The sequence below is a fragment of the Gordonia sp. CPCC 205333 genome, from assembly GCF_048537885.1.
Lineage (GTDB): Bacteria > Actinomycetota > Actinomycetes > Mycobacteriales > Mycobacteriaceae > Gordonia.
This window is the reverse complement of sequence record NZ_JBCLVI010000002.1, coordinates 591,779-610,694: the sequence shown is the minus strand read 5'-3', so window position 1 is coordinate 610,694 and position 18,916 is coordinate 591,779. Positions and strand designations below refer to the sequence as shown.

Here is an 18,916-nt window from a genome sequence, read left to right as displayed (position 1 = left end):
ATCAGTCCTAAACCCAGTACGCCACGCGGGCGCGGTAGTTGCGCATCACGAACAAGGCCATCAGCCAGCCAACCGCGGTGCAGCCGAGCACAATTGCCCAGTGGTAGAACTCGACGTGATCGCCGAGCAGTGGGCCACGGGTGATCTCCAGGTAGTGATACAGCGGGTTGAGTTCGACCAACTTCATCCGCTCGGACATTTTGCCGAGTGAATCCATGTTGATCGTCCAGATGATCGGCGTCATAAAGAAGATCAGCTGGACCGCGGTCGCCAGCAATTGTTTGATGTCGCGGAACCGGGTGGACAAAATGCCGAAGACAATAGTCACCCACACTGAATTCAGCACGAACAGCACCATCGCCGGAATGATCAGCAGGCCGCTCCAGCCGGTGGGCGGCCGGAAATAGGCCCAGATCGCGATGAAGATCACGATGTTATGCGCGAAAATGATCAGTTGCCGCCACACGATGCGGTAGACATGCACGCTGACCGGAGCCGGCAACTGTTTGATGAGGCCTTCGTTGGTGGCGAACACCTCGGACCCGTCGGTGATCGAGTTCTGGATAAAGTTCCAGAAGACCAATCCGAGAGTCACATACGGCAGGAATTTGTCGATGTCGATCCCGAACAGCTGGCTGTAGAGCAAGCCCATCGCGACGGCGGTGATCGCAGTGGCAACCGTGATCCATAGCGGGCCGAGTACCGAGCGACGGTAGCGCTGCCTGATGTCCTGCCAGCCCAGGTGTAGCCACAGCTCGCGGGTGCGTAGGCCCTCGGCAAGATCGGCGAAGCCGCGCCGCAGAGTCCGCGAATCCGACGTCTCCGGTGCCGGGGGGATCACTCGATCATTCACTGCCGTTGACACGAAGGGTCACTCTACCTGTCGCCGGGCAGTGCGAGCCGTCACAGATATTGGCCGGGACCGTGCCCGCCGGCGACGCCACCGGGCCCGGTGCCGGGTGGCAGCGCGCCCTGCCGCATCTGCTCGAGTTGAGTGCGTGCGGCCATCTGCTGCGCGAACAGAGCGGTCTGAATGCCGTGGAAAAGTCCTTCGAGCCACCCGACGAGCTGTGCTTGGGCAATCCGTAGCTCAGCATCCGATGGGGTGGTGTCGTCGGTGAAGGGGAGTGCGAGCCGTTCCAATTCCTCGCGCAGTTCCGGTGCCAGGCCATCTTCGAGTTCCCGGATCGACGACTGGTGGATTTCCCGCAGCCGGTTACGGCTGGCGTCGTCGAGGGGAGCCGCGCGCACCTCTTCCAACAGTTGCTTGATCATGGTTCCGATCCGCATGACCTTCGCCGGCTGCTCAACCATGTCGGCGACACTGGGATTGTCGTCGTCCGATCCGTTGCTCACGACGATCACATTGTCGGGGATGTCGTTGCCCTCCGGGCCGCCGCCGCTCAACTGGCCGGGGCCGCCGGAGCCAAAAGGTCCACTCATCATTGCTCCAGTCTGACATCTGGATTCACCCGAACGTCGGCGACCGCTGCTCACGAACGGCGCGACCGCATCGAACCGTCACCGTCTATCGTGTGACTCATGACGTTTGATGTCGCCCACGCGCGAGGGCTCTTCCCCTCCCTGGGCGACGGGTGGATACATTTCGATCCGCAGGCCGGCATGCAGATTCCGGACGCCGTCGCTTCGGCGGTGTCGACTGGATTTCGGTCGCTGGTTTCGGCGCCGGGTGGTGTTTACCCGGGGAGTCAGGCAACTCTCGACGTCGTATCGACCGCCCGCCGTGCCATCGCGGATTTGCTCGCCGCCGACGCCGCCGGCGTTGTGCTAGGACCGTCGGTTGCCGCGCTGATCGGAAACCTCGCCGATGCGTACGGTACGCAGCGCTGGTGGGGGACCGAGGTGTTGCTGAGCAAAGTCGACGACGAGGCGAATATCGTGCCGTGGCTGCGGCATGCTTCGGCGCTCGGAGCGCGGGTGCGCTGGGCCGAGATGGATATCGAGACGGGACAGCTGCCGACTGAGCAGTTCGCGGATTTGATCTCCGATGCCACCAAGATCGTGGCGGTGACGTTGGCATCATCGACAACAGGCGCGCTCACCGACATCAGCGAAATCGCCACGCTGGCGCACGGCGCTGGTGCCAAATTGATCGTCGACGCTAGTAGTGCAGCCCCTTATCTGTCGCTCGATATCGCCGAACTCGGTGCCGACGTCGTCGTGGTGTCGGCCGATCGGTGGGGCGGGCCGCGCGTGGCGGCGATGGTTTTCGCTGATCCTGCCGAAATCGACGGGCTTGAAATGCTGTCCATCGACCCGACGGCGTCGGGGCCGGCGCGACTGGAAGTCGGCCAGCACCAGGGCGCTCTGCTGGCCGGGGTCATCGCCTCGGTGGAACATCTGGCGTCGATTGACGACGATGCGATCGGCAAACGTCGACGTCGGCTGGTCACCTCACTCGACGGACTGTACGAGTACCTGCAGCGACTGATGTTCTATCTGATCAATTCCCTGGAGAATCTGAACCCGGTCCGGGTCTTTGGAACTGCCGAGAATCGCATTCCGCTAGTCAGCTTCACCGTCGACGGCGTCAGTGGCGACAAGGTAGTGCGTCGTCTCGCCGACAACGGGATCTGTGCACTGACCGCGGTGCCGTCACGCGCTCTTGCGCAGGCCGGCGTCGATGAGGCGGACGGCGCGGTCACTATCGGGTTAGCCCCGTATTCGACGCCGTATGAGGTCGATCACCTAGTGCGTACACTCGCTTCACTCGCGTGAGACTACGCTGGGCGTAATTTGGCGAGTGATAGGTAGTTGCGGTGAGCGAATCTGAATCTAAGGCGGTGGCGGGGCTCGTAGATTCTTCGGGGCCGTCCGGAGGGTCACATTCCTTCTCGGAAGCGGAGCGACGGTCGTGGGACGACTTCGTAAGCGGCGGCTGGCATCTGTTCGCCGCGATTAATCAGGGCCTCGCTGAGGCGGGGCTGCCCCAGACGCCGGACTGGCGAGTCCTTGAGGCGTTGTCGAAACACGATCGCCTGCGTATCTCCGACCTCGCATCGATCACTCAAATCTCGCTGAGCACCGTCTCCCGGCAGATCACCCGACTTGTCGAAGCCGGGCGTGTCGAGCGTGTCGACGGTGCCGATGATGGCCGCCAGCGATGGGTGCGGGTCACCACTGAAGGCCGTTGCTATCTCGTGCGTGCGGCGCTAGTGCGCGACAAATTGGTTCGGCAGTACGTCATCGACGTCCTGACTCCGGAGGAGTTCGAGAAGTTGGGTGCGGCGTTAGCCAAGGTGCATCGGGGGATCGTGGGCGTCAGCAGCGGGTCCTAGTCCACGACGGTCAGCAGCACCTTGCCGGTTGCCTGGCCACGTTCCAGATATTCATGCGCCGATACCGCGTCGTCGAATGAAAATGTTTGGGACACAACAGGTTTGATGTCACCTGTGCTGATCAGCGGCCAGGTGGTGGCGAGCGTTTCGGCGACGATTTCGCCTTTCCCGCCGGGGCCGTCGACCGGGCGGGCACGAAGCGTGGTGCCGGTGATCGAGGCGCGCTTTCCCATCAACGCGCCGATGTTGAGTTCGCCTTTGACGCCACCCTGCATGCCGATGATGACGATTCGTCCGCCGGTCGCCAGCGCGGCTACGTTCTGGGCGAGGTATTTGGCACCGATGATGTCGAGGATGACGTCGGCGCCGCCGAGGTTGGTGAGGATTTTCGCGAAGTCGTCGTCGTGGTAGTTGATGGTGATGTCGGCGCCCAGGTCGACGCATGCGGCTAGTTTTTCGGGTGATCCGGCGGTGACCGCGACTCTCGCGCCGAGAGCTTTGGCGAGTTGGATGGCGTGAGTTCCGATACCGCTGGCGCCGCCGTGGATCAACAGTGTTTCGCCCAGTGTCAGGTTCGCTGCCATGACGACATTGGATATGACGGTGCAGGCGACTTCCGGTAGGGCGGCGGCGGTCGCGAGGTCGATCCCGTCGGGGATCGGAAGTACTTGCGGCGCTGGCACATTCACGTATTCGGCGTAGCCGCCACCGGCGAGCAGGGCGCAGACTTTGTCGCCGACGGACCAATTCGTGACGTCGGCGGCCACTTCGACGATTTCGCCGGAAACCTCGAGGCCGAGAACATCACTCGCGCCGGGTGGGGGCGGGTAGAAGCCTTGGCGTTGCATCAGGTCGGCGCGATTGACCCCGGCGGCGGCGACTTTGATCAGGACCTCGCCGGCGTCGGGGGAGGGGGTTGGGCGGTCGACGATGACGAGTTCGGAATTCTCCGCGACGATGGCACGCATGGCTTCGAGCCTACGACGCGACGTCGGCCGATTGTGGTTCCGGTAGGGCGGTCGGCTAGCCTGTTCTGGCAAGGAAGCGTGGCAGAGCGGCCGAATGCACTCGCCTTGAAAGCGAGCGTGGGTAAAACCACCGGGGGTTCAAATCCCTCCGCTTCCGCAGGTGAAAGAGGTTCCGGCGTCCAGCCGGGCGTCGGAACCTCTCGAAATTGCCACTCCTGCCACTATTGACTTGGTAATCGGCTCGGCGTGTCGTGTCATGCGGCTTGGCTCTCAGCGAATCAACGGTGAGATGAACACATGGCCCGATTGCCCAGCTACATCACCCGCGTCGATACGGCGCGCGGTCCGCGCTACGAAGCGCGCATCAACACCACGCTCCCTAACGGGAAACGGCTCCAGCACCGGAAGCGGTTCGTCACCGTCGACGACGCGAAGGCGTGGCACGCGGCAACCACCGCTGAGCTCGCGACCGGTACTCACGCCGCTCCCAGCGACGTGACCGTGGCCGAAGCCGTCGACTCGTGGCTCACCGCGAAGACTGCGCGCACGAAGCCGTTCACCGCGGCGGCGTACCGGTTCGCGCTGAAACCCGTCACGGAGAAGTACGGCGACGTTCGCGCGCAGAAGATCACGAAGCACGACGTGGAGGCGCTCGTCACCGAACTTCGGACGGGCAGCGCGGAGCGTGCGGCGGCCCTTCACATGAACTCGAAATTCGCCGCAGGATTCCACGAGTGGCGTGATGCGTGGCTGAGAGAGCGCGCCGAACTAGCCACGGGCTTCACTCCGCTCACATCCACCACCTTCCCGCGGGCCTACGACCCAGAGAAGATGCAATGGACCGCCACGTCCGAGGGTGGAACGGCGAGGTCTTGGGAGGATGAGAGCGGGTCGTTCAAGCTGGAGTTCACGTCGTCCGCCACTGTGGCCGACCCGTACCGATTTCGCGTGCAGTTTGCGCCATGGGCGATGATTCAAGTAGCCGACGGCCTCAGCGTTAGCGACTGGCGCGATCACTGGTGTAGCAACCTCGTCACCCTAGTCAGCGCAGCGACGGGCCGAGCCGAGAAGCTCACCCACCTGACGTTCAGAACCGCTGACAGCGTCGTGACTGTCTTTACCGCGGCGATCACGCAGAACCCGTACTACGCGGATCAGGACCGCTCGACGCCAGTCTGCTACCGAATCGGTAGCGACGGCGGAGACTCGCCGCTTACAGCTCTTCGGCACATCCAGTTCAAGAGAACTGAGGGCCATCCGCTGATCGACGGGTACGACCCCATGATCCTCAGTCGGGCGCAGCACCCTCGATCGCGTGTCCTGCAGCTAGTCCAGTGGCTCGAAGCTGGTTACGGATTCGACACGAGAGACGAGTGGGAGGTGCGCGTCGAGAAGCACCGAACTAAGCGTGCAGAACTGCTGGAAGTGCTGAAAGCTGCACAGGACGACGGAGTCCTGACCAGAGCCCAGCTCAAGTTCGTGAAGGACTCCATCGGCAAGTCTCCGCGGTCCACTCTCGACACGACTCTGAAGGCCGTCTTCGACCGCCACGAAGGTCTGGAACCACGACGGCGACTGGGCGCGCTACGGGTTATCGCTACCGAGATGGAGGACGAGAACCGCAACTCCGTGGAGAGCGCAGTTCGCATAGTCCGCAATCGCCTGTCGCATGGAACCGGCACGTACAACGTTCACGAGCTCGACCAGCTCGCTGACCTGCTGCGACAGTTGGTCCGCGCCGACTACCTCGCGCTCCTCGGTTGCGAATATCGCGCGTCGGAGGTCTTCCCTCTCGGGGAGTGAAGCAGGGTCCCGCGGGTCCGCCGCAACAACTCCGCTGGTTCAGGCAACACGTGGTAGTCCTTGTCCCATGAGTTTGGATGTGGGCACCGCAGTAGCGAACGAGTTGGAGACTCTCCGCGGTCTTCACTCGCGTGTGCGGAAGATTTCGCCGCAGCCTGCCGCGGTAGCGAGTGACCTGTCACTGGACGAGCGTCGATTCCCAGATATTTGGGCGACGTCGGTCGTGCGCCGGTGCCTGGACCACGCAGCAGAAAGCGCCGAGGCGGCCTGCGCGCTGATCCTGAGCGACGACTGGATTAGCCCGCAGTTCACGCTTCTGCGGGGGACATATGAGTCCGCCGGGATGGCTACCTGGCTTTTGGTGCCGGACGACCCAGACACACGACTTGCTCGGCTCCTCTGGCAGCATCGGGACTCGTGGAAGTTCGCGGAGACCGCCTACAGCGGGACTCCCCTGGGGGTGGATGAGCAACAAGAACGTCAGGAGTGGGCCGACTCGGCAGCTGAGAAGCTGGGCGTCAACATCAAAGTCGCCAACCCTGGGGGATTCCAGAGTCTGATCAAGTCGATCGATTCGCTCCCGCAGCATCCAGAGTCGTTACTGACGGCATGGAGGCTATGTTCGGGCGTGAGTCACGCGAAAACTTGGGCCTTGAACGAGGTCACCACAGTGAAGAGTATCCCGTTGTACGAGCACGGAGAGCTAAGCCAGCGGGAACCGAATCGCGAGTTCTTTCTGACTGAGCTTCAGATCGCGCGCCGGGTAGTGCAGCATGCTGTAGCCCTCCTGGAGATTCGCACCACCCCTCGTCCGCACAGCTTGTCAGTAAAGCTGGTGCGCCTCGACCAGGCGGGTAACTCGGTTCCTGAGGACGGCACTGCGGGGATGAAAGAGAACTAGAGTTCTAGTCCAGTGGTCTGGAAACACGCCTTGCTGAATAGGAGGTCGTGTTCGCTGTCGAGGTCGAACCCCACGAGCGCAAAGGTCGCTTCGAGGAACGAGGCGTTTTCGAACGTGGTGGTGATTGTGACGTCCACGAGAGTGATGTGGCGCCCGACTGCTCGATGAAGCCGTCGACCCGATCTCGCTGTTCACTTCTTGGAAATACCATCATCTCGCCGGGGGTGCTGCAGGCGGCAAGGGTGAACTTCGCCCGGCCGCTCGGGAATCGACCTCCCTCCAACTCGATCGAACCTTGAACCTCGACGCCGTCGATATCCCAGACGCAGTCATAGGCCCCCGGTTCGACAGCGCCGGTAGGGAATGCCTTCTCAGAACCCGTCATTGTCATCCGAAGAATCATGCCCCAAAGAGGCAGGCGGCGGGACCGAGAACGCGGCGGCAAACCGAGGGGCGGGTACTCTCCACACCCGCACCCACGCCGAAGGATCGGTAACACCACTCTTCGCCTGAGTATCCGGACGGCGACAGTTGCCCTACTCTGTCGGAGCCGCATGCGACAGTTCTCTGGAACGCCCGCACAGCGCTCAGCAGTTGCGTCCCGGGGTCATCGCCAATCCGCGGGGTCACTCCACGAGCTCAGGCCAGGTCGGGCACACTATCCAAGTACCACTCCCACCTCGAAGTTAAGGAGATCCGTGGCCGTCGTTCGCGTTGACGTCGCACCCCGCCTCCTTGAGTGGGCCGTTGAGCGTGCCGGCTGGGACGAGGCGACCACCCACAAGCGAGCACCGCGGCTCGACGGTTGGCTCACCGGCGACCAGAAGCCCACCCTCAAACAGCTGGAGCAGTTCGCACACGCGACGCACACGCCCTTCGGCCTGCTGTTCCTCCAAGAGCCTCCCACCGAGCCGGTGCCGATCCCCGACATGCGCACCATCGGCAACGCAGCGGTGCCCCGCCCGTCCGCAGACTTGCTCGACACGATCTATATCTGCCAGGCCCGCCAGGACTGGTACCGGGAATACGAACGCGAGCAGGGCAGTGATCCGCTGCAGTACGTCGGCTCCGCGACGGTCAATACCCCCCACGTCGAAGCCGCGCGTGCGATCAGTCATGAGCTTGGGTTCGACGTCGTAAGCAGGGCCCGATTCGCAAACTACGAGGACGCACTCCGCCAGCTCATCGACATGATCGAGGGCATCGGTGTTCTCGTGATGGTCAGTGGCATCGTCGGCGGTGATACCCACCGGGCCCTGGATCCCGACGAGTTCCGCGGCTTCGCACTCTCCGACCCGCTTGCTCCGTTGATCTTCGTCAACGGCGCCGACACCAAGGCCGCCCAGATATTCACGCTGATCCACGAGGTCGCTCACGTGTGGCTCGGCGGGAGCGCGCTGTCTGACGCCGCGATGGTCGCCCGCGACGGCGTAGCGGACGAGCTATGGTGCAATCGGGTCGCGGCGGAGGTGCTCGTTCCCTTGTCCAGCCTGCGAAGCGACTTCCCTGGCGAGGTCACGCAGCAAGAGGTCACTCGTCTCGCCAGGCGTTACAAGGTCAGCACCCTAGTAATCCTGAAGCGGTTCTTCGACGCGAAGTTCCTGACCTGGGACCGCTACCGCGACGAGTACGAAGCTGAACGCGAGCGGGTGATCGAGCACGCCGGCCGAAACCGCGGCAGCGGCGGCAACTACTACAACACGCAGCCACTGCGCCTGAGCCGGCACTTCGCCCGCGCAGTCATCGCGAGTACCTTCCAGGGCGACACCAGCTACCGTGACGCCTTCCAACTCCTCGGGACTCGTAAGCACGAGACCTTCGCCCGGCTCGCTGACGAGATCGGGGTGGCGTGATGTTCCTCGTCGACGCGAACATTCTGATCGAGGCTAAGAACCGCTACTACGGATTTGACATCGCACCGGGCTTCTGGACCTGGCTGGAGCAGGCGCACAACGGCGGGCTGGTGTGCAGCATCGAGGCGGTCCGCGCCGAGCTCCTCGCCGGTAGCGACGAGTTATCCGTGTGGGCGCAGAACAACGGCTCCTTCTTCCTCCCGCTCGATGGCGCCGCTGCGGCTCAGTTCGCACCGCTGACCGCGTGGGCGAACTCCCAGAACTTCCTGCCCGCTGCCCTCGCTGCGTTCGCCGGCAACGCCGCCGACTACCAGCTCGTCGCGTTCGCCGCCGCTCACGGCCACACGATGGTCACCCACGAACTCGCCAACCCCGCGCGTCGGAACAGGGTGATGATCCCCGACGCTTGTACCGCGCTCGGTGTCAGCTCGATCGGCACGTTCGAGATGATGCGGCGGACTGGCGCCACACTCGAACTGAAGACCTAACACCTACCCTCGGCGTCGCCCCGCCCCATCCGCAGCGCCTTCCACGGCAACGGCGTCCGGAACACCAACCACACCGACTCATCGGCGTGCACCTCGACCCGCGACGGATACCCCTCCACCGGCACCTTCTCGAGGTACGGGTACAGCCCCTCCAAGTCCTCGCGCCGATCGGCTCAGTGGCAGCTCGATGTCCTCGTCCGGCGGCACCACGACCCTGATTTTCTTGATTCCCCACACGTCCACGATTCTCTGTTTTAGAGAACGCCTGTGCCAGCACCCCGCCCCACCCGCGCGTCCCACCGCGGCTGGGAACTTCCAGTTCTTAGCGCGGGCGTTGTCTTAGGCCTCTATTACGTTCGCAGCATGGGCAGATATCGAATGAGCTCGGCACGTGGTCGCTACATTCGCGGGGACCGGTGCGACAACTGCCTCGGCGGTGAGCCTCGAACGTCCAAGCTCGAATCGGACGTATTCGCGATCCTTGGGTTCGTGCTCGGCCCTGGCGAGCAGGACGTTCGCTTGCCCAGTGACGCTCGCATGCACCTAGACATGCGATTTCAGTTGCCACACGGCCTGATGTATGGGTTCGAGTACGACGGGGCCTACTGGCACGCAGGTAAGGAGGATGCGGACACACGGAAGGCATATCGTGTCCTGAACGACCACCTGGCCGACGTCGTGATCCGCATCCGAGAACAACCACTCGCCGCACTGGCACGGGAAGATGTCGTAGTTCCGCACGGCGCGTCGGCGTCGACGATAGCCTCCGCGACACTCCTTCACCTTTGCCATTTGGGGTTACTCGACCATCCGACTGACCGCCGAGTCGAGACCATGCTCGGAGCTCTCGGCGAGCACCTCTCCGGCGACGAGGTGCTCTGTGATGACTGTTGGGCGCTGTACGCTCGGCTTCCCGATGTCGTCAGCGGCGAAGACCTCGCTCATGACATCCGGCAGCGGCGCGCTCGACGCCGTAAGCGAGGCGATCCTGCTACCAATCGTCGGCTTCGGTTCCGGTGAGATTCCCCGACCGGACCACAGCGCACGGACCCGTCCGAATCAACGCGCTGCCGGCGACGTGCCACCATGGGCGTCATGCGTGAGCGACTGCCCCTCCCCACCGCACCGCGCGTCTGATCACCCTACCCACTCGCGCCCCACGCCGCTGATCCCGCCGCGCGGGTGCATGATCCCGTGCATGACCGCATCACCGCTGACCACCACCATCGCCGCCGACCGCCGCGCTCTCGCCCGCACAGAAGCGCTGCTCGCAGGTACGCCCGGCCTCAGCGGCACCGCCGAGGTGCGCGAGGTGCTGGCGAAAGCCGGGGGCGCGTTGTCCAGCCTGGATGGGATAATGAAGGCATGAGAACCGGGGGTTGGGTAGGCGGGGGAATCGCAGCGGTCGCGAGCGCACTGCTGCTGGCCGCCTGCAGCACGTCGGGCACGCCAGCGTCGGAAACTGGAGCGGGGTACGACGCCGACGACTGCGGCGGAGAGCACCGCCGTGGATGGGCCAAGCCCCGCCACGATCGCGTGGGTGAACGTGACCGGGCAGGGTGAGCGCACCGTTGACCGGAACGGGATCGCGTACGGCAGTAGCCCGACACCCGGCATCAAGCTCCGACGCGCCGAGTCCGGAGCCGCGAAGATGTGCACGTTGGGGCCGATCGTCGCGCCCGCGACCCTCGACGCCGCCCGGGGTGTACTGACTGCCGGCCACTGCGCTACGACATCGGGCGACCAGTCCCAGCTACTGCAGACGGACGCAGGTGGCGCCAATACGAAGCCCCTCGGACCGGCGACCGGAGCGGTCGACGGCACGACCGCCGACGGGTACTCGATCGACGCTGCTGTGGTCTGGACAACGGCATCGGTCCCTACGGAGTCGACGCGCGTCGCGCGCACCTGGCCAGTCGCCGGTGCGTTCACTGTCGCCGGCACGCGCAAGCTCGCGGTCGGCACCCAATCTGCGTGATCGGTGCCCGAGCGGGCGTCCGCTGCGGTGGACTGATCAGCGCTGACGGCGACGACCTGCGCTACGAGCGCGAAGCCACTGTCAACGACGGCGGTGATTCCGGTGGCGCAGTATTCGTCGTAGCGCCCGGAGGGCAGGCGGCCCTCATCGGTCTGCAACAGGGGGCACAGCGACGATGACAAGGCCGTCGGAGTTGCCACCTTCCTCGACCCTGCACTCGATCAGGTCAAGGCCCGAGTGGTGGCTGATCCGCAGGCGCAAGCCGCGGTGAAGGTGTCCGATCGGACAGACCGGGTTCTGAGCGCGGCATAGAACGCGCCCCACCAGGGCTTTCCGAATCTCGCGTGCGATCCGAGTTCGGGCCTCGACTCGCTGCTTCCTCACTGTGGGCAGGGCTTCTGCAACTATTGCCCACCGGCCTGCTTGCCACGACTCGTCCGCCGCCAGTTCACGATCATGTGCGATTCCGACAGAGCGATACGGCGTTCGGTCCCCCGGCTGCTGCCGATCGCCCTGTCCCCGGGCGGCGAGAAACTTCGCTCAGGGGGTAGTGCGCTTCATCCGGCACGTCCAGCCGTGTTAGGTGTCGGAAGCCGGGAACTCGTCGGGGAGGTCCACCGACGTGATCGAATCGGTTCGGCTCAGCTACGGCCAACCGCTCGCTAACCGGGAGCGAAAGATGTTGCGGTGGTGCGCGATTAGGGAACCGAGGTCGGCCGAAGCGACTGAGCGCACACGTGACCTCGTCGACAAACCAACGCGGCAACCCCCGCCCAACCCAACCAAGCTCAATCGACGAGTAGCGCGATCGGAAGCAACAGGAAAAATATTGAAATCGCGCCGAGGAAGATTCGCTCGGTGATGCCGAAGAATCTCGTTCGCAAGGCGGGAAGCAGCGAGATGACCAAAGCGATCAACGAGACCATTGCGATGATGTTGAACGTATGCAGAACGCCTGACAACGAGCTGTCGGAGTCCGCGACGAGTTGGGTAAAGCGTCCAGTCAGGGTGTAGCTCAGCGCGAACCAGGCCACTGCCGCTATCAGATGTGCTCGTCCGATTGGCGTTGCCCGGTCGCCCTCCAGGTCGGTTGGCAGCGCTGGCAGGACCACGAAGATCGCCGACAGAACCACCAGGTAGATCGTGCTGGACGTGTGCGAGGTCCAGTTCGGGTAACCCCACCAGACCGCGGCGGCGAGTGTCGCGAATAGAGCCGCGGTCACCGCGTTCATCGCGGCGGCAAGTCTGCGGGTTGGCCCCACCGCGTAGTCACTGACCGCATGTTTTACGGGCGAGTAGTGGGTGCGGCCCACCACGTGCAGCGTCACGAGTAGCGCGAGCCTCGCGGTGGCCAGCGTCATGGCAACGATCAAAAGGGCGGAGATCATGGATGGCTCCTGTGTTGACGGGGCGTTTGGGGAGGGGCGCTCGGTCCTTCGCGCTGGATCTGGTTGTGGAGGGTGTGGATGGTGCGAGCCAGATCGTTCGGGTCGATTCCGGCGGCAACGGCGCTCTGGTCGAGGGAGTTTCCCAATGACGTGTTAGCGGCCTGCTGCACCGACAGCCCGGCAGCCGTGGTCTGGAGGCGGCGCACATGGCCGGAACCGGCGGGGGACACGTCGACGATGAGGCCTTCGGTTATGAGTCGTTTGATGATGGCGCTCGTCGACGGTTCGCTGATCCGCAAGGCGGTTGCGAGCTGCCGGCCGGTGAGGCCGGGGTGCTCGCTGACCACCACGAGAGCGACGTAGCGGTTGTAGTTCAAACCGTGGGCCGCCAGCATTGCGTCCGCCTGGCGGTCGAGAGTGAGTACCAGGTCGTGTAGTTCGTATGCCAGATCCACCTCACTAACTTAGCTAGCTAAGTTAGTGACCGCAACTTGTGGCTATGGACGCTCCTGTCGCCCATCCTCAGCTGTGACGGATGGGCAGTACCGCGGCTGCGGCCACCAGTGAGATCGACACCACCGGCAGGACACTAAGTCCGACCGTGCCGACTATCCCCGCGCCGAGTGCGGAACCCGCGGCGATGCCTATCTGATAGGCGACGACGTATACCCCGGACGCGACATCGGCATGGTGAGCGGTCGATCGGATAGCGGCGGTGTTCAGCACAACCGGAATCGCGGCCGCCGCGCAGCCCCACACCACGACGGCGACTGCGCTGGTTGATGGTAGGACAACACCACTGAGCGCGAGCACCAGCGCGATGAGGAACCCGTAGCGCACTCGCGCGGGATGCGAGTCCAGGTGACGTCCGGCCAGCCACACACCGAGCAGTCCGGCCACCCCGTAAGCGGCGAGCATCGGCGCGACTCTGCCTTGCCCGAGGCCGCTGCGAACGAGCAGCGGTTCGAGGAACGCGTAACTGACGTAATGACCGGTCACCACGAGCAGCGTGACCCCGGCGACCATAGCGATCGCCCCTCCGTCGCGGCCCGATACCCGCATTCGCCCTCGACGGATCTGCGGGTGCGCCGGCATCGGGGGAAGAGCCGCCCACAGCATCGCTGCGCACAGCGTGGCGGCCACCCCAATGGACAGGGCGGTGGCGCGCCACCCGACGGCGTGGGCGAGTGCCGCGGTTACCGGGGCACCGGCCACGAGGCCGAGGGTTGATCCCAGGAATACTGCTGCGTTGGCGCGTGCGACCCGATCCGGTGTCGTGAGGCGCACCGCGACTACCGTCGCCTGCGACCACACGATCCCGTGCACCAGGGCGGCCAGCGTCCGCCATGTCGCGGCGGAGGTGATACCGGCGGCGAATGCGAACCCCACTTGCGAGGCGCCGAGGACCAGCAGACAAGTCACTAGAACAATGCGCTGATCGAACCGGCGACTGACCGCCAGGAGTGGCAGTGTCGCAGCGCCAGCCACAACAGCGTAGGCAGACAACAGCAAGGCCACTTGTGCGGGCGTGGTGTGCAACCCTGTGGCGAGGTCGGACTGTGCGCCCACCGGAAATAGCTCCGCGGTTAGAAACACCAACAGTGCGGCGCCGAGCGCGGTGGTTCGTAGCCGGGTCGCGGCTCTCACAGTTCCACGAGGAACGTGTGGATCTTCTCCGGCCAGCGCACGACCTGATCGGGCGGGTAGGTATGTCCGCGTGCGCAATTGGTCAGGTCTGCGGCCGGCCCGTCTCCAGAATCAAGGATGTCGACGCCGGTCAGAATGCCCGTGGTCGGTGTCTGCGCGATCATCCGTGAAACATAGAGGTTGACGTCAAGGTCAAGGTCAAGTCAGACAGGAAGACGCCGCCAGCGTCGGGTCAGTATTGGTCGCCCGCTACGGCGACCGAGTGATCGTCGAAGATCCGACGTTTCCGCAGTTCCTCGACCTTCTCGACCGCTGGGACTGAAAGCCATCGCCGTGCCGATCGATCGGCACGGTCCTGATCCGCACGCATTCGCCCATACCCTCCAACAGTCTCCCACCGCGGCCATCCTGCAACCGCGCGCGCATGATCCGACCGGCGTGAGTACGTCGTCAGTGCGGGCGCGTGAACTGGCGAGGGCATTGCGGGACACGTCGTGTGTAGTCATTGAAGACGACCACAGCGCCGTCGCTCTCGGCGCCCCCGTGAGGTCATCGACCGCGTTACCTCGGTCTATCGCGACCGACGCGACAGTCTCGTCTCGGCGCTGCGCGCGCAGGACCTGAACGTCGGCGGAACCGATGTTTCAACCCGTGGATTCCGGTAGCCGGTGAGCGGATCGCGTTGATTCATCTGGCCGCCAACGGAATTCAGGTCACACGGGTGATCCGTTCGTTCTTGAGCCGAGGCATGGGCGTGACCATATCCGCGTCACAGTGGCCACTCTAGGCGGGGATTTCGAACGACAATCGCGGCGGCGACATCGGGGGGATGAGGGCGACTTCTACGCATTAGGACAGCGATGGTCGGTGGTGTCGGGCGACCGGCTCGACCTTCAGCCGACTACCGCTCTGCTTCGATTTCCTTGGTATACAAGGTCTTTCCCGTCGCATCGCGCAACGCGACTGTCAATACCCCGGTCTCCTTTGCGATGCTGACCTCGCCGAAATGCTGAAATCCCTCGGCCGGTGACACATTAGATTCGGTTGGGGCATGAACGAATTCGTACTGCGCTCCGAAAGTCTTGTCCACTGGCGATTCTGGGAATGCACCCGCGTGCAGAGGGCCGGACACAAACTCCCAGAATGGGCGAAAGTCCTTGAAACTAGCGCGATCCGGCTGGTAGGAGATGGCGGCTGTGTAGTGCACGTCGGCCGTCAGTAAGACCTTATTCTTCACTGCCTTGGTCTCGGACAGGACTCGTGAGAACGCGATCTCACGTCCAAGCGGCGCTCCGTCGTCGCCCTGACTCACCGCCTCCATCGACCCCGGACCGGTTGCCTTGTCGGGCACGACTATTCCCAACGGAAGATCATTTGCTATTACCTTCCATGTAGCCTTGGAGCCGCGCAGCGAGTCGATGAGCCATCGAGTCTGCTCGGCTCCCAGGATACCCGCGGCGTCATCCTTCGACGACGCCGTCGGATTAGGGTTTTTGTAGGTGCGCATGTCGAGGATGAAGACATCGAGCAGTGGCCCGTAAGAAACCTTGCGGTACAACCGATCACGACGGTCGAGCTGAACCGGCTGCCATTCGCGCCATGCCTGACGTGCACGGCCGGCGAGTACGTTCACGCTGGTTTCGGTATAGCCGTCCCGATCCTGTCCCGCCAAGCTCTCGCCGGGGAACCAGTTGTTCAGCACCTCATGGTCATCCCACTGAATCAGTTGCGCGACAGAGGAATTAAATCTCCGATAGTGCTCGTCGGTGAGATTGTAGGCATAGTTGCCGCGGAACTGATCAAGCGTCTGCGCGACCTGAGACTTGGCCGGGCTGGTGACATTGCGATAGGTCTTGCCGTTGTTCTGCTTCTGTGTCGCTTTGACCGGGCCATCGGCATAAATGGCATCGCCGGAGTGGATGAAGAACTGTGGCTCGCGATCAGCCATCGCGCTGAAGATCTTCATACCGCCGATGTCGGGGTTGATACCCCAGCCCTGCCCGACGACGTCACCTGACCAGATGAAGCGAATGTCTCCCGCGTCCACCGGAGCGGTGGTGAAGGTCCCGATCACCGGCTCGCTGACCGCACCGTCGTCGCCTTCGGCGGTGACGCGATAGTGGATCGACTTGCCCGGCTCGAGGCCGGCGATTTGCAGGCGTCCAGTTCCGTCGCTGTCAGCTCCGACCTTGGGCCCGTGGAACTTTCGGACATTGGTGAATCTCTCGGTCGCCGACGTTTCGACGATAAGGGTCCCAGGTTTATCCGACCGCGCCCAGACCAGTGCGCCGCTGGTGGTCACGTCGCCGACGGCGACGCCGTGCGTGAGCGTCGGTCGATTACGCAGTAAACTTGTACTGGTCGAACCGGATTCGCCCGACGATCCGCATGCGTCGAGCAGGCCGCCCGCCGGAATGAGTAAGGCGCCGACAGCCGCGCCCCGCAAAACGGAGCGGCGGGACACGGTATTCGGAGGATCTGAGGGCATCGCCTCAGACTTGCGCACCGAACTGGCGCGTCGGGAAACGCTATGTGTAGTTCGGATGACCAACTATGTCAGCCGCGGTGATCGATGACCGCACGCAGGGTGCGTTTGGTTCGTGCCGCGGTGGCCGGATCGTCGAGAAGTTGCACGTCCTGATTCGCGGCCATTGCGACGCCGATCATCATTGTCGCGCGATCGAGTGCCTCTTGGCGCCGATGTCCCATGGCGCGAAATTGTTCGGCGAGAAACGCACGCCATTGGTGGATCGCTTGTGCAAGTTGGTCTTTCAATGGTCCAGGACGGCCGTCGAGGTCTATCGATGCGGCGGTCACGACGCACCCGCCGGGGAACGGACAATTGATGAGGTAGTCAACCCATGCATCGGCGACAGCGATGAGTCGAGGGTGTCCGGCCGGTACGGACTGTGCCGGTGAGATGACAGCTTGCGTAAACGCCGCCAACGCCGCCTCGAGCGCGTCATGCAAAAGTTCGTCACGGGACCCAAAAGGGCCGATGACGCCAGATTTGCTCATCTCGAGTTCCCTGGCGATCTCACGTGTGCTGACCTGACTGAATCCTTGTAGCGACGCGTAGTACCCGACCGTTTCGACGATCCGTGTCCGCGTCTGTGCGGCGACGGCCGCGCTGCTACGAGGTGACATTCCTCGACTTTACATGCCGGATGGACGCTATTGACTGGGCCTGCTGGATCTGAGTATCGTCGCAATTAGAGTCCAAGTGGCAGCTATTGGAGGCGATGTGAATTTGGATGCTGTACAACATCGAGTGCAAGACGCGTGGGTGAGGCAAGATTGGCACGACTGGGCAGCGACGTGTGCGCCGACCTACCGATTTCTACTCACCCCGTCATTCCCGGCGCTGGATGCGTCGCAAACCGTGGCATGGAGTCGGGCGTGGTTTGCCGCTTTTCCGGATTACACCGAGCAGGTCCGCGGTGTGTACTCGACCGATAGGGCGGTCGCTTATGAACTCATCGGTTCGGGTACCGCGATGGGGGACTTGATATTTGGTGGACGGATCGTGACGACGTGTCGGCGCGGCAGCACCTTCGTGCTGCCCTATGTCAAGGTGCTCGTCGTGAACGACGGCGGACTGGTCGAAGAAGATCGGCAGTATCTGGACGTGTCCAGTCTTGAGAATCAAGTGAGATGATGCGAACTCAGTCCTCGTACCGCACCACCAACGGCGCGTGATCAGACAGTCGCTCATCTGGCGAGGGTTCCTTATCCACCCACACCTTCGAGGCCCGAGCCGCCAAACCCGGTGTCGCCAGTTGATGATCCACCCGCCACCCGACATCCTTCGCGAATGACTGGCCGGCCCAGCTCCACCAGGTGAGCGGACCGGGTTGGTCGCCGTACACCCGCCGCACGACGTCGACCAGTCGCCGCTTGCCGAGCAGCGAATCAAACCACGCACGGTCCTCCGGCAAAAACCCATCCATCTTGCGGGCGGGTCGCCAATTTGTCACATCGTATTGCGTGTGCGCGACGTTGAGATCGCCGACCAATAGAAACTCGCGGCCAGAATGCAAGGCGGACAATCGGTTACGGTCGAGCTCGCGGGTGAACGCCGCGACGAATCTCTTCTTGCGAGCGTATTTGGCGCCACCGTCGGGCTGTTCGCGCATCGACCCGGCGCGCTGCAACTCGGCTGGCAGCCCGCCCTTGGGGAGGTACAGGCAGGCGACAGTTAGCGGCCGATCAGCCAAGTCGACTTCGATGTAGCGGCCATGTGTCGCGAACTCGCGCAGGCCGCGAGCGCGCGGCGGATGCGTGACCCAGTTGCGGACGTCCGCGGGCGCGGTAGCGGTCAGGATGGCGACGCCGTTGCGTCCGGGAATCGACCCGACATCAACCGCCGCCGTGTAGCCCGGAAAGTCGCCAACCTCGGCCGCCGGGCAGCGCAACTCCTGCAACGCCACCACGTCGGGCGACCGGGAGGCGAGCCAGTCGTCGAAGCCTCGGCGTCGGGCGGCGCGGATGCCGTTCACGTTGAACGAGGCAACGCTAACGGCCACATCCACTCCTTCACTCAGGTAAATCTCATCTTGACATAAGCTACTCGCCAGTAATAATGTGCGAT

Annotated in this window: 23 protein-coding genes and 1 tRNA gene; 13 read left to right on the top strand and 11 right to left on the bottom strand. The window is 63.5% G+C overall.

The features are described from left to right. Window positions 1–7: 7 nt before the first annotated feature. On the bottom strand, window positions 8–865 hold the full coding sequence (locus tag AAFP29_RS08570) for an ABC transporter permease (RefSeq protein ID WP_419216911.1): 858 nt from the start codon (window positions 863–865) through the stop codon (window positions 8–10). 38 nt (window positions 866–903) lie between these two features. Next, window positions 904–1,446 carry a bacterial proteasome activator family protein gene (locus tag AAFP29_RS08565; RefSeq protein WP_419216910.1) on the bottom strand — a complete coding sequence of 181 codons (543 nt, stop codon included), beginning with the start codon at window positions 1,444–1,446 and terminating at the stop codon, window positions 904–906. Between the two features lie 96 nt (window positions 1,447–1,542). On the opposite strand from AAFP29_RS08565, the gene AAFP29_RS08560 reads away from it, so the two are divergent. Together AAFP29_RS08560 and AAFP29_RS08555 are read left to right on the top strand one after the other, a co-directional pair. Next, window positions 1,543–2,739, top strand: a complete 1,197-nt coding sequence (locus AAFP29_RS08560) for a cysteine desulfurase-like protein (RefSeq protein ID WP_419216909.1) — start codon at window positions 1,543–1,545, stop codon at window positions 2,737–2,739. 41 nt (window positions 2,740–2,780) lie between these two features. Then, on the top strand, window positions 2,781–3,299 hold the full coding sequence (locus AAFP29_RS08555; RefSeq protein ID WP_419216908.1) for a MarR family winged helix-turn-helix transcriptional regulator: 519 nt from the start codon (window positions 2,781–2,783) through the stop codon (window positions 3,297–3,299). Here AAFP29_RS08555 and AAFP29_RS08550 read toward each other — a convergent pair. Continuing rightward, the gene (locus tag AAFP29_RS08550; protein ID WP_419216907.1) at window positions 3,296–4,267 is read right to left on the bottom strand and encodes an NAD(P)H-quinone oxidoreductase; all 972 of its coding nucleotides are present in this window, start codon (window positions 4,265–4,267) and stop codon (window positions 3,296–3,298) included. The two genes, AAFP29_RS08555 and AAFP29_RS08550, sit on opposite strands and share 4 nt — an antisense overlap. Window positions 4,268–4,339: 72 nt before the next feature. Here AAFP29_RS08550 and AAFP29_RS08545 point away from each other — a divergent pair. The 10 genes from AAFP29_RS08545 to AAFP29_RS08500 all read left to right on the top strand — a co-directional run bounded on the left by AAFP29_RS08545 (window position 4,340) and on the right by AAFP29_RS08500 (window position 11,469). Continuing rightward, a tRNA-Ser gene (locus tag AAFP29_RS08545) sits at window positions 4,340–4,424 on the top strand. A gap of 140 nt (window positions 4,425–4,564) precedes the next feature. Beyond that, the gene (locus tag AAFP29_RS08540; protein WP_419216906.1) at window positions 4,565–6,070 is read left to right on the top strand and encodes a hypothetical protein; all 1,506 of its coding nucleotides are present in this window, start codon (window positions 4,565–4,567) and stop codon (window positions 6,068–6,070) included. Window positions 6,071–6,137: 67 nt separating this feature from the next. Next, complete coding sequence (locus AAFP29_RS08535; RefSeq protein WP_419216905.1) at window positions 6,138–6,971, top strand: hypothetical protein; 834 nt, start codon at window positions 6,138–6,140, stop codon at window positions 6,969–6,971. 698 nt (window positions 6,972–7,669) lie between these two features. Beyond that, window positions 7,670–8,824, top strand: a complete 1,155-nt coding sequence (locus tag AAFP29_RS08530) for an ImmA/IrrE family metallo-endopeptidase (protein ID WP_419216904.1) — start codon at window positions 7,670–7,672, stop codon at window positions 8,822–8,824. After that, a complete protein-coding gene (locus AAFP29_RS08525) occupies window positions 8,824–9,312 on the top strand; it encodes a DUF4411 family protein (protein WP_419216903.1) in 489 nt (162 codons plus the stop codon). Before AAFP29_RS08530 ends, AAFP29_RS08525 begins: the two co-directional genes overlap by 1 nt. A gap of 363 nt (window positions 9,313–9,675) precedes the next feature. Next, window positions 9,676–10,332, top strand: coding sequence for a hypothetical protein (locus tag AAFP29_RS08520; RefSeq protein WP_419216902.1), 657 nt, complete (start codon window positions 9,676–9,678; stop codon window positions 10,330–10,332). Between the two features lie 178 nt (window positions 10,333–10,510). Continuing rightward, window positions 10,511–10,681, top strand: a complete 171-nt coding sequence (locus AAFP29_RS08515) for a hypothetical protein (protein WP_419216901.1) — start codon at window positions 10,511–10,513, stop codon at window positions 10,679–10,681. Continuing rightward, entirely contained in the window at window positions 10,678–10,875 is a 198-nt protein-coding gene (locus tag AAFP29_RS08510) for a hypothetical protein (protein WP_419216900.1), read from the top strand. The genes AAFP29_RS08515 and AAFP29_RS08510 overlap by 4 nt, the downstream gene beginning before the upstream one ends. Beyond that, a complete protein-coding gene (locus AAFP29_RS08505; protein ID WP_419216899.1) occupies window positions 10,853–11,290 on the top strand; it encodes a hypothetical protein in 438 nt (145 codons plus the stop codon). The genes AAFP29_RS08510 and AAFP29_RS08505 overlap by 23 nt, the downstream gene beginning before the upstream one ends. Beyond that, window positions 11,287–11,469, top strand: a complete 183-nt coding sequence (locus tag AAFP29_RS08500) for a hypothetical protein (RefSeq protein ID WP_419216898.1) — start codon at window positions 11,287–11,289, stop codon at window positions 11,467–11,469. The genes AAFP29_RS08505 and AAFP29_RS08500 overlap by 4 nt, the downstream gene beginning before the upstream one ends. A gap of 609 nt (window positions 11,470–12,078) precedes the next feature. On the opposite strand, the gene AAFP29_RS08495 is transcribed toward AAFP29_RS08500, so the two are convergent. From AAFP29_RS08495 to AAFP29_RS08465, 7 genes are all read right to left on the bottom strand, one after another. Then, window positions 12,079–12,678, bottom strand: a complete 600-nt coding sequence (locus tag AAFP29_RS08495; protein ID WP_419216897.1) for a DUF998 domain-containing protein — start codon at window positions 12,676–12,678, stop codon at window positions 12,079–12,081. Beyond that, a complete protein-coding gene (locus tag AAFP29_RS08490; protein WP_419216896.1) occupies window positions 12,675–13,133 on the bottom strand; it encodes a MarR family winged helix-turn-helix transcriptional regulator in 459 nt (152 codons plus the stop codon). Before AAFP29_RS08490 ends, AAFP29_RS08495 begins: the two co-directional genes overlap by 4 nt. 67 nt (window positions 13,134–13,200) lie before the next feature. After that, window positions 13,201–14,325, bottom strand: a complete 1,125-nt coding sequence (locus AAFP29_RS08485) for an MFS transporter (protein ID WP_419216895.1) — start codon at window positions 14,323–14,325, stop codon at window positions 13,201–13,203. Beyond that, entirely contained in the window at window positions 14,322–14,489 is a 168-nt protein-coding gene (locus AAFP29_RS08480; RefSeq protein WP_419216894.1) for a hypothetical protein, read from the bottom strand. Before AAFP29_RS08480 ends, AAFP29_RS08485 begins: the two co-directional genes overlap by 4 nt. Window positions 14,490–14,557: 68 nt before the next feature. Next, entirely contained in the window at window positions 14,558–14,695 is a 138-nt protein-coding gene (locus AAFP29_RS08475) for a hypothetical protein (protein ID WP_419216893.1), read from the bottom strand. 531 nt (window positions 14,696–15,226) lie between these two features. Then, window positions 15,227–16,813, bottom strand: coding sequence for an alkaline phosphatase D family protein (locus AAFP29_RS08470; RefSeq protein WP_419216892.1), 1,587 nt, complete (start codon window positions 16,811–16,813; stop codon window positions 15,227–15,229). 68 nt (window positions 16,814–16,881) lie between these two features. After that, window positions 16,882–17,472 carry a TetR/AcrR family transcriptional regulator gene (locus AAFP29_RS08465; protein ID WP_419216891.1) on the bottom strand — a complete coding sequence of 197 codons (591 nt, stop codon included), beginning with the start codon at window positions 17,470–17,472 and terminating at the stop codon, window positions 16,882–16,884. 97 nt (window positions 17,473–17,569) lie between these two features. On the opposite strand from AAFP29_RS08465, the gene AAFP29_RS08460 reads away from it, so the two are divergent. Next, on the top strand, window positions 17,570–17,983 hold the full coding sequence (locus AAFP29_RS08460; RefSeq protein ID WP_419216890.1) for an ester cyclase: 414 nt from the start codon (window positions 17,570–17,572) through the stop codon (window positions 17,981–17,983). Window positions 17,984–17,990: 7 nt separating this feature from the next. Here AAFP29_RS08460 and AAFP29_RS08455 read toward each other — a convergent pair whose 3' ends face one another. Continuing rightward, a complete protein-coding gene (locus AAFP29_RS08455) occupies window positions 17,991–18,851 on the bottom strand; it encodes an exodeoxyribonuclease III (protein ID WP_419216889.1) in 861 nt (286 codons plus the stop codon). Window positions 18,852–18,916: the final 65 nt, after the last annotated feature.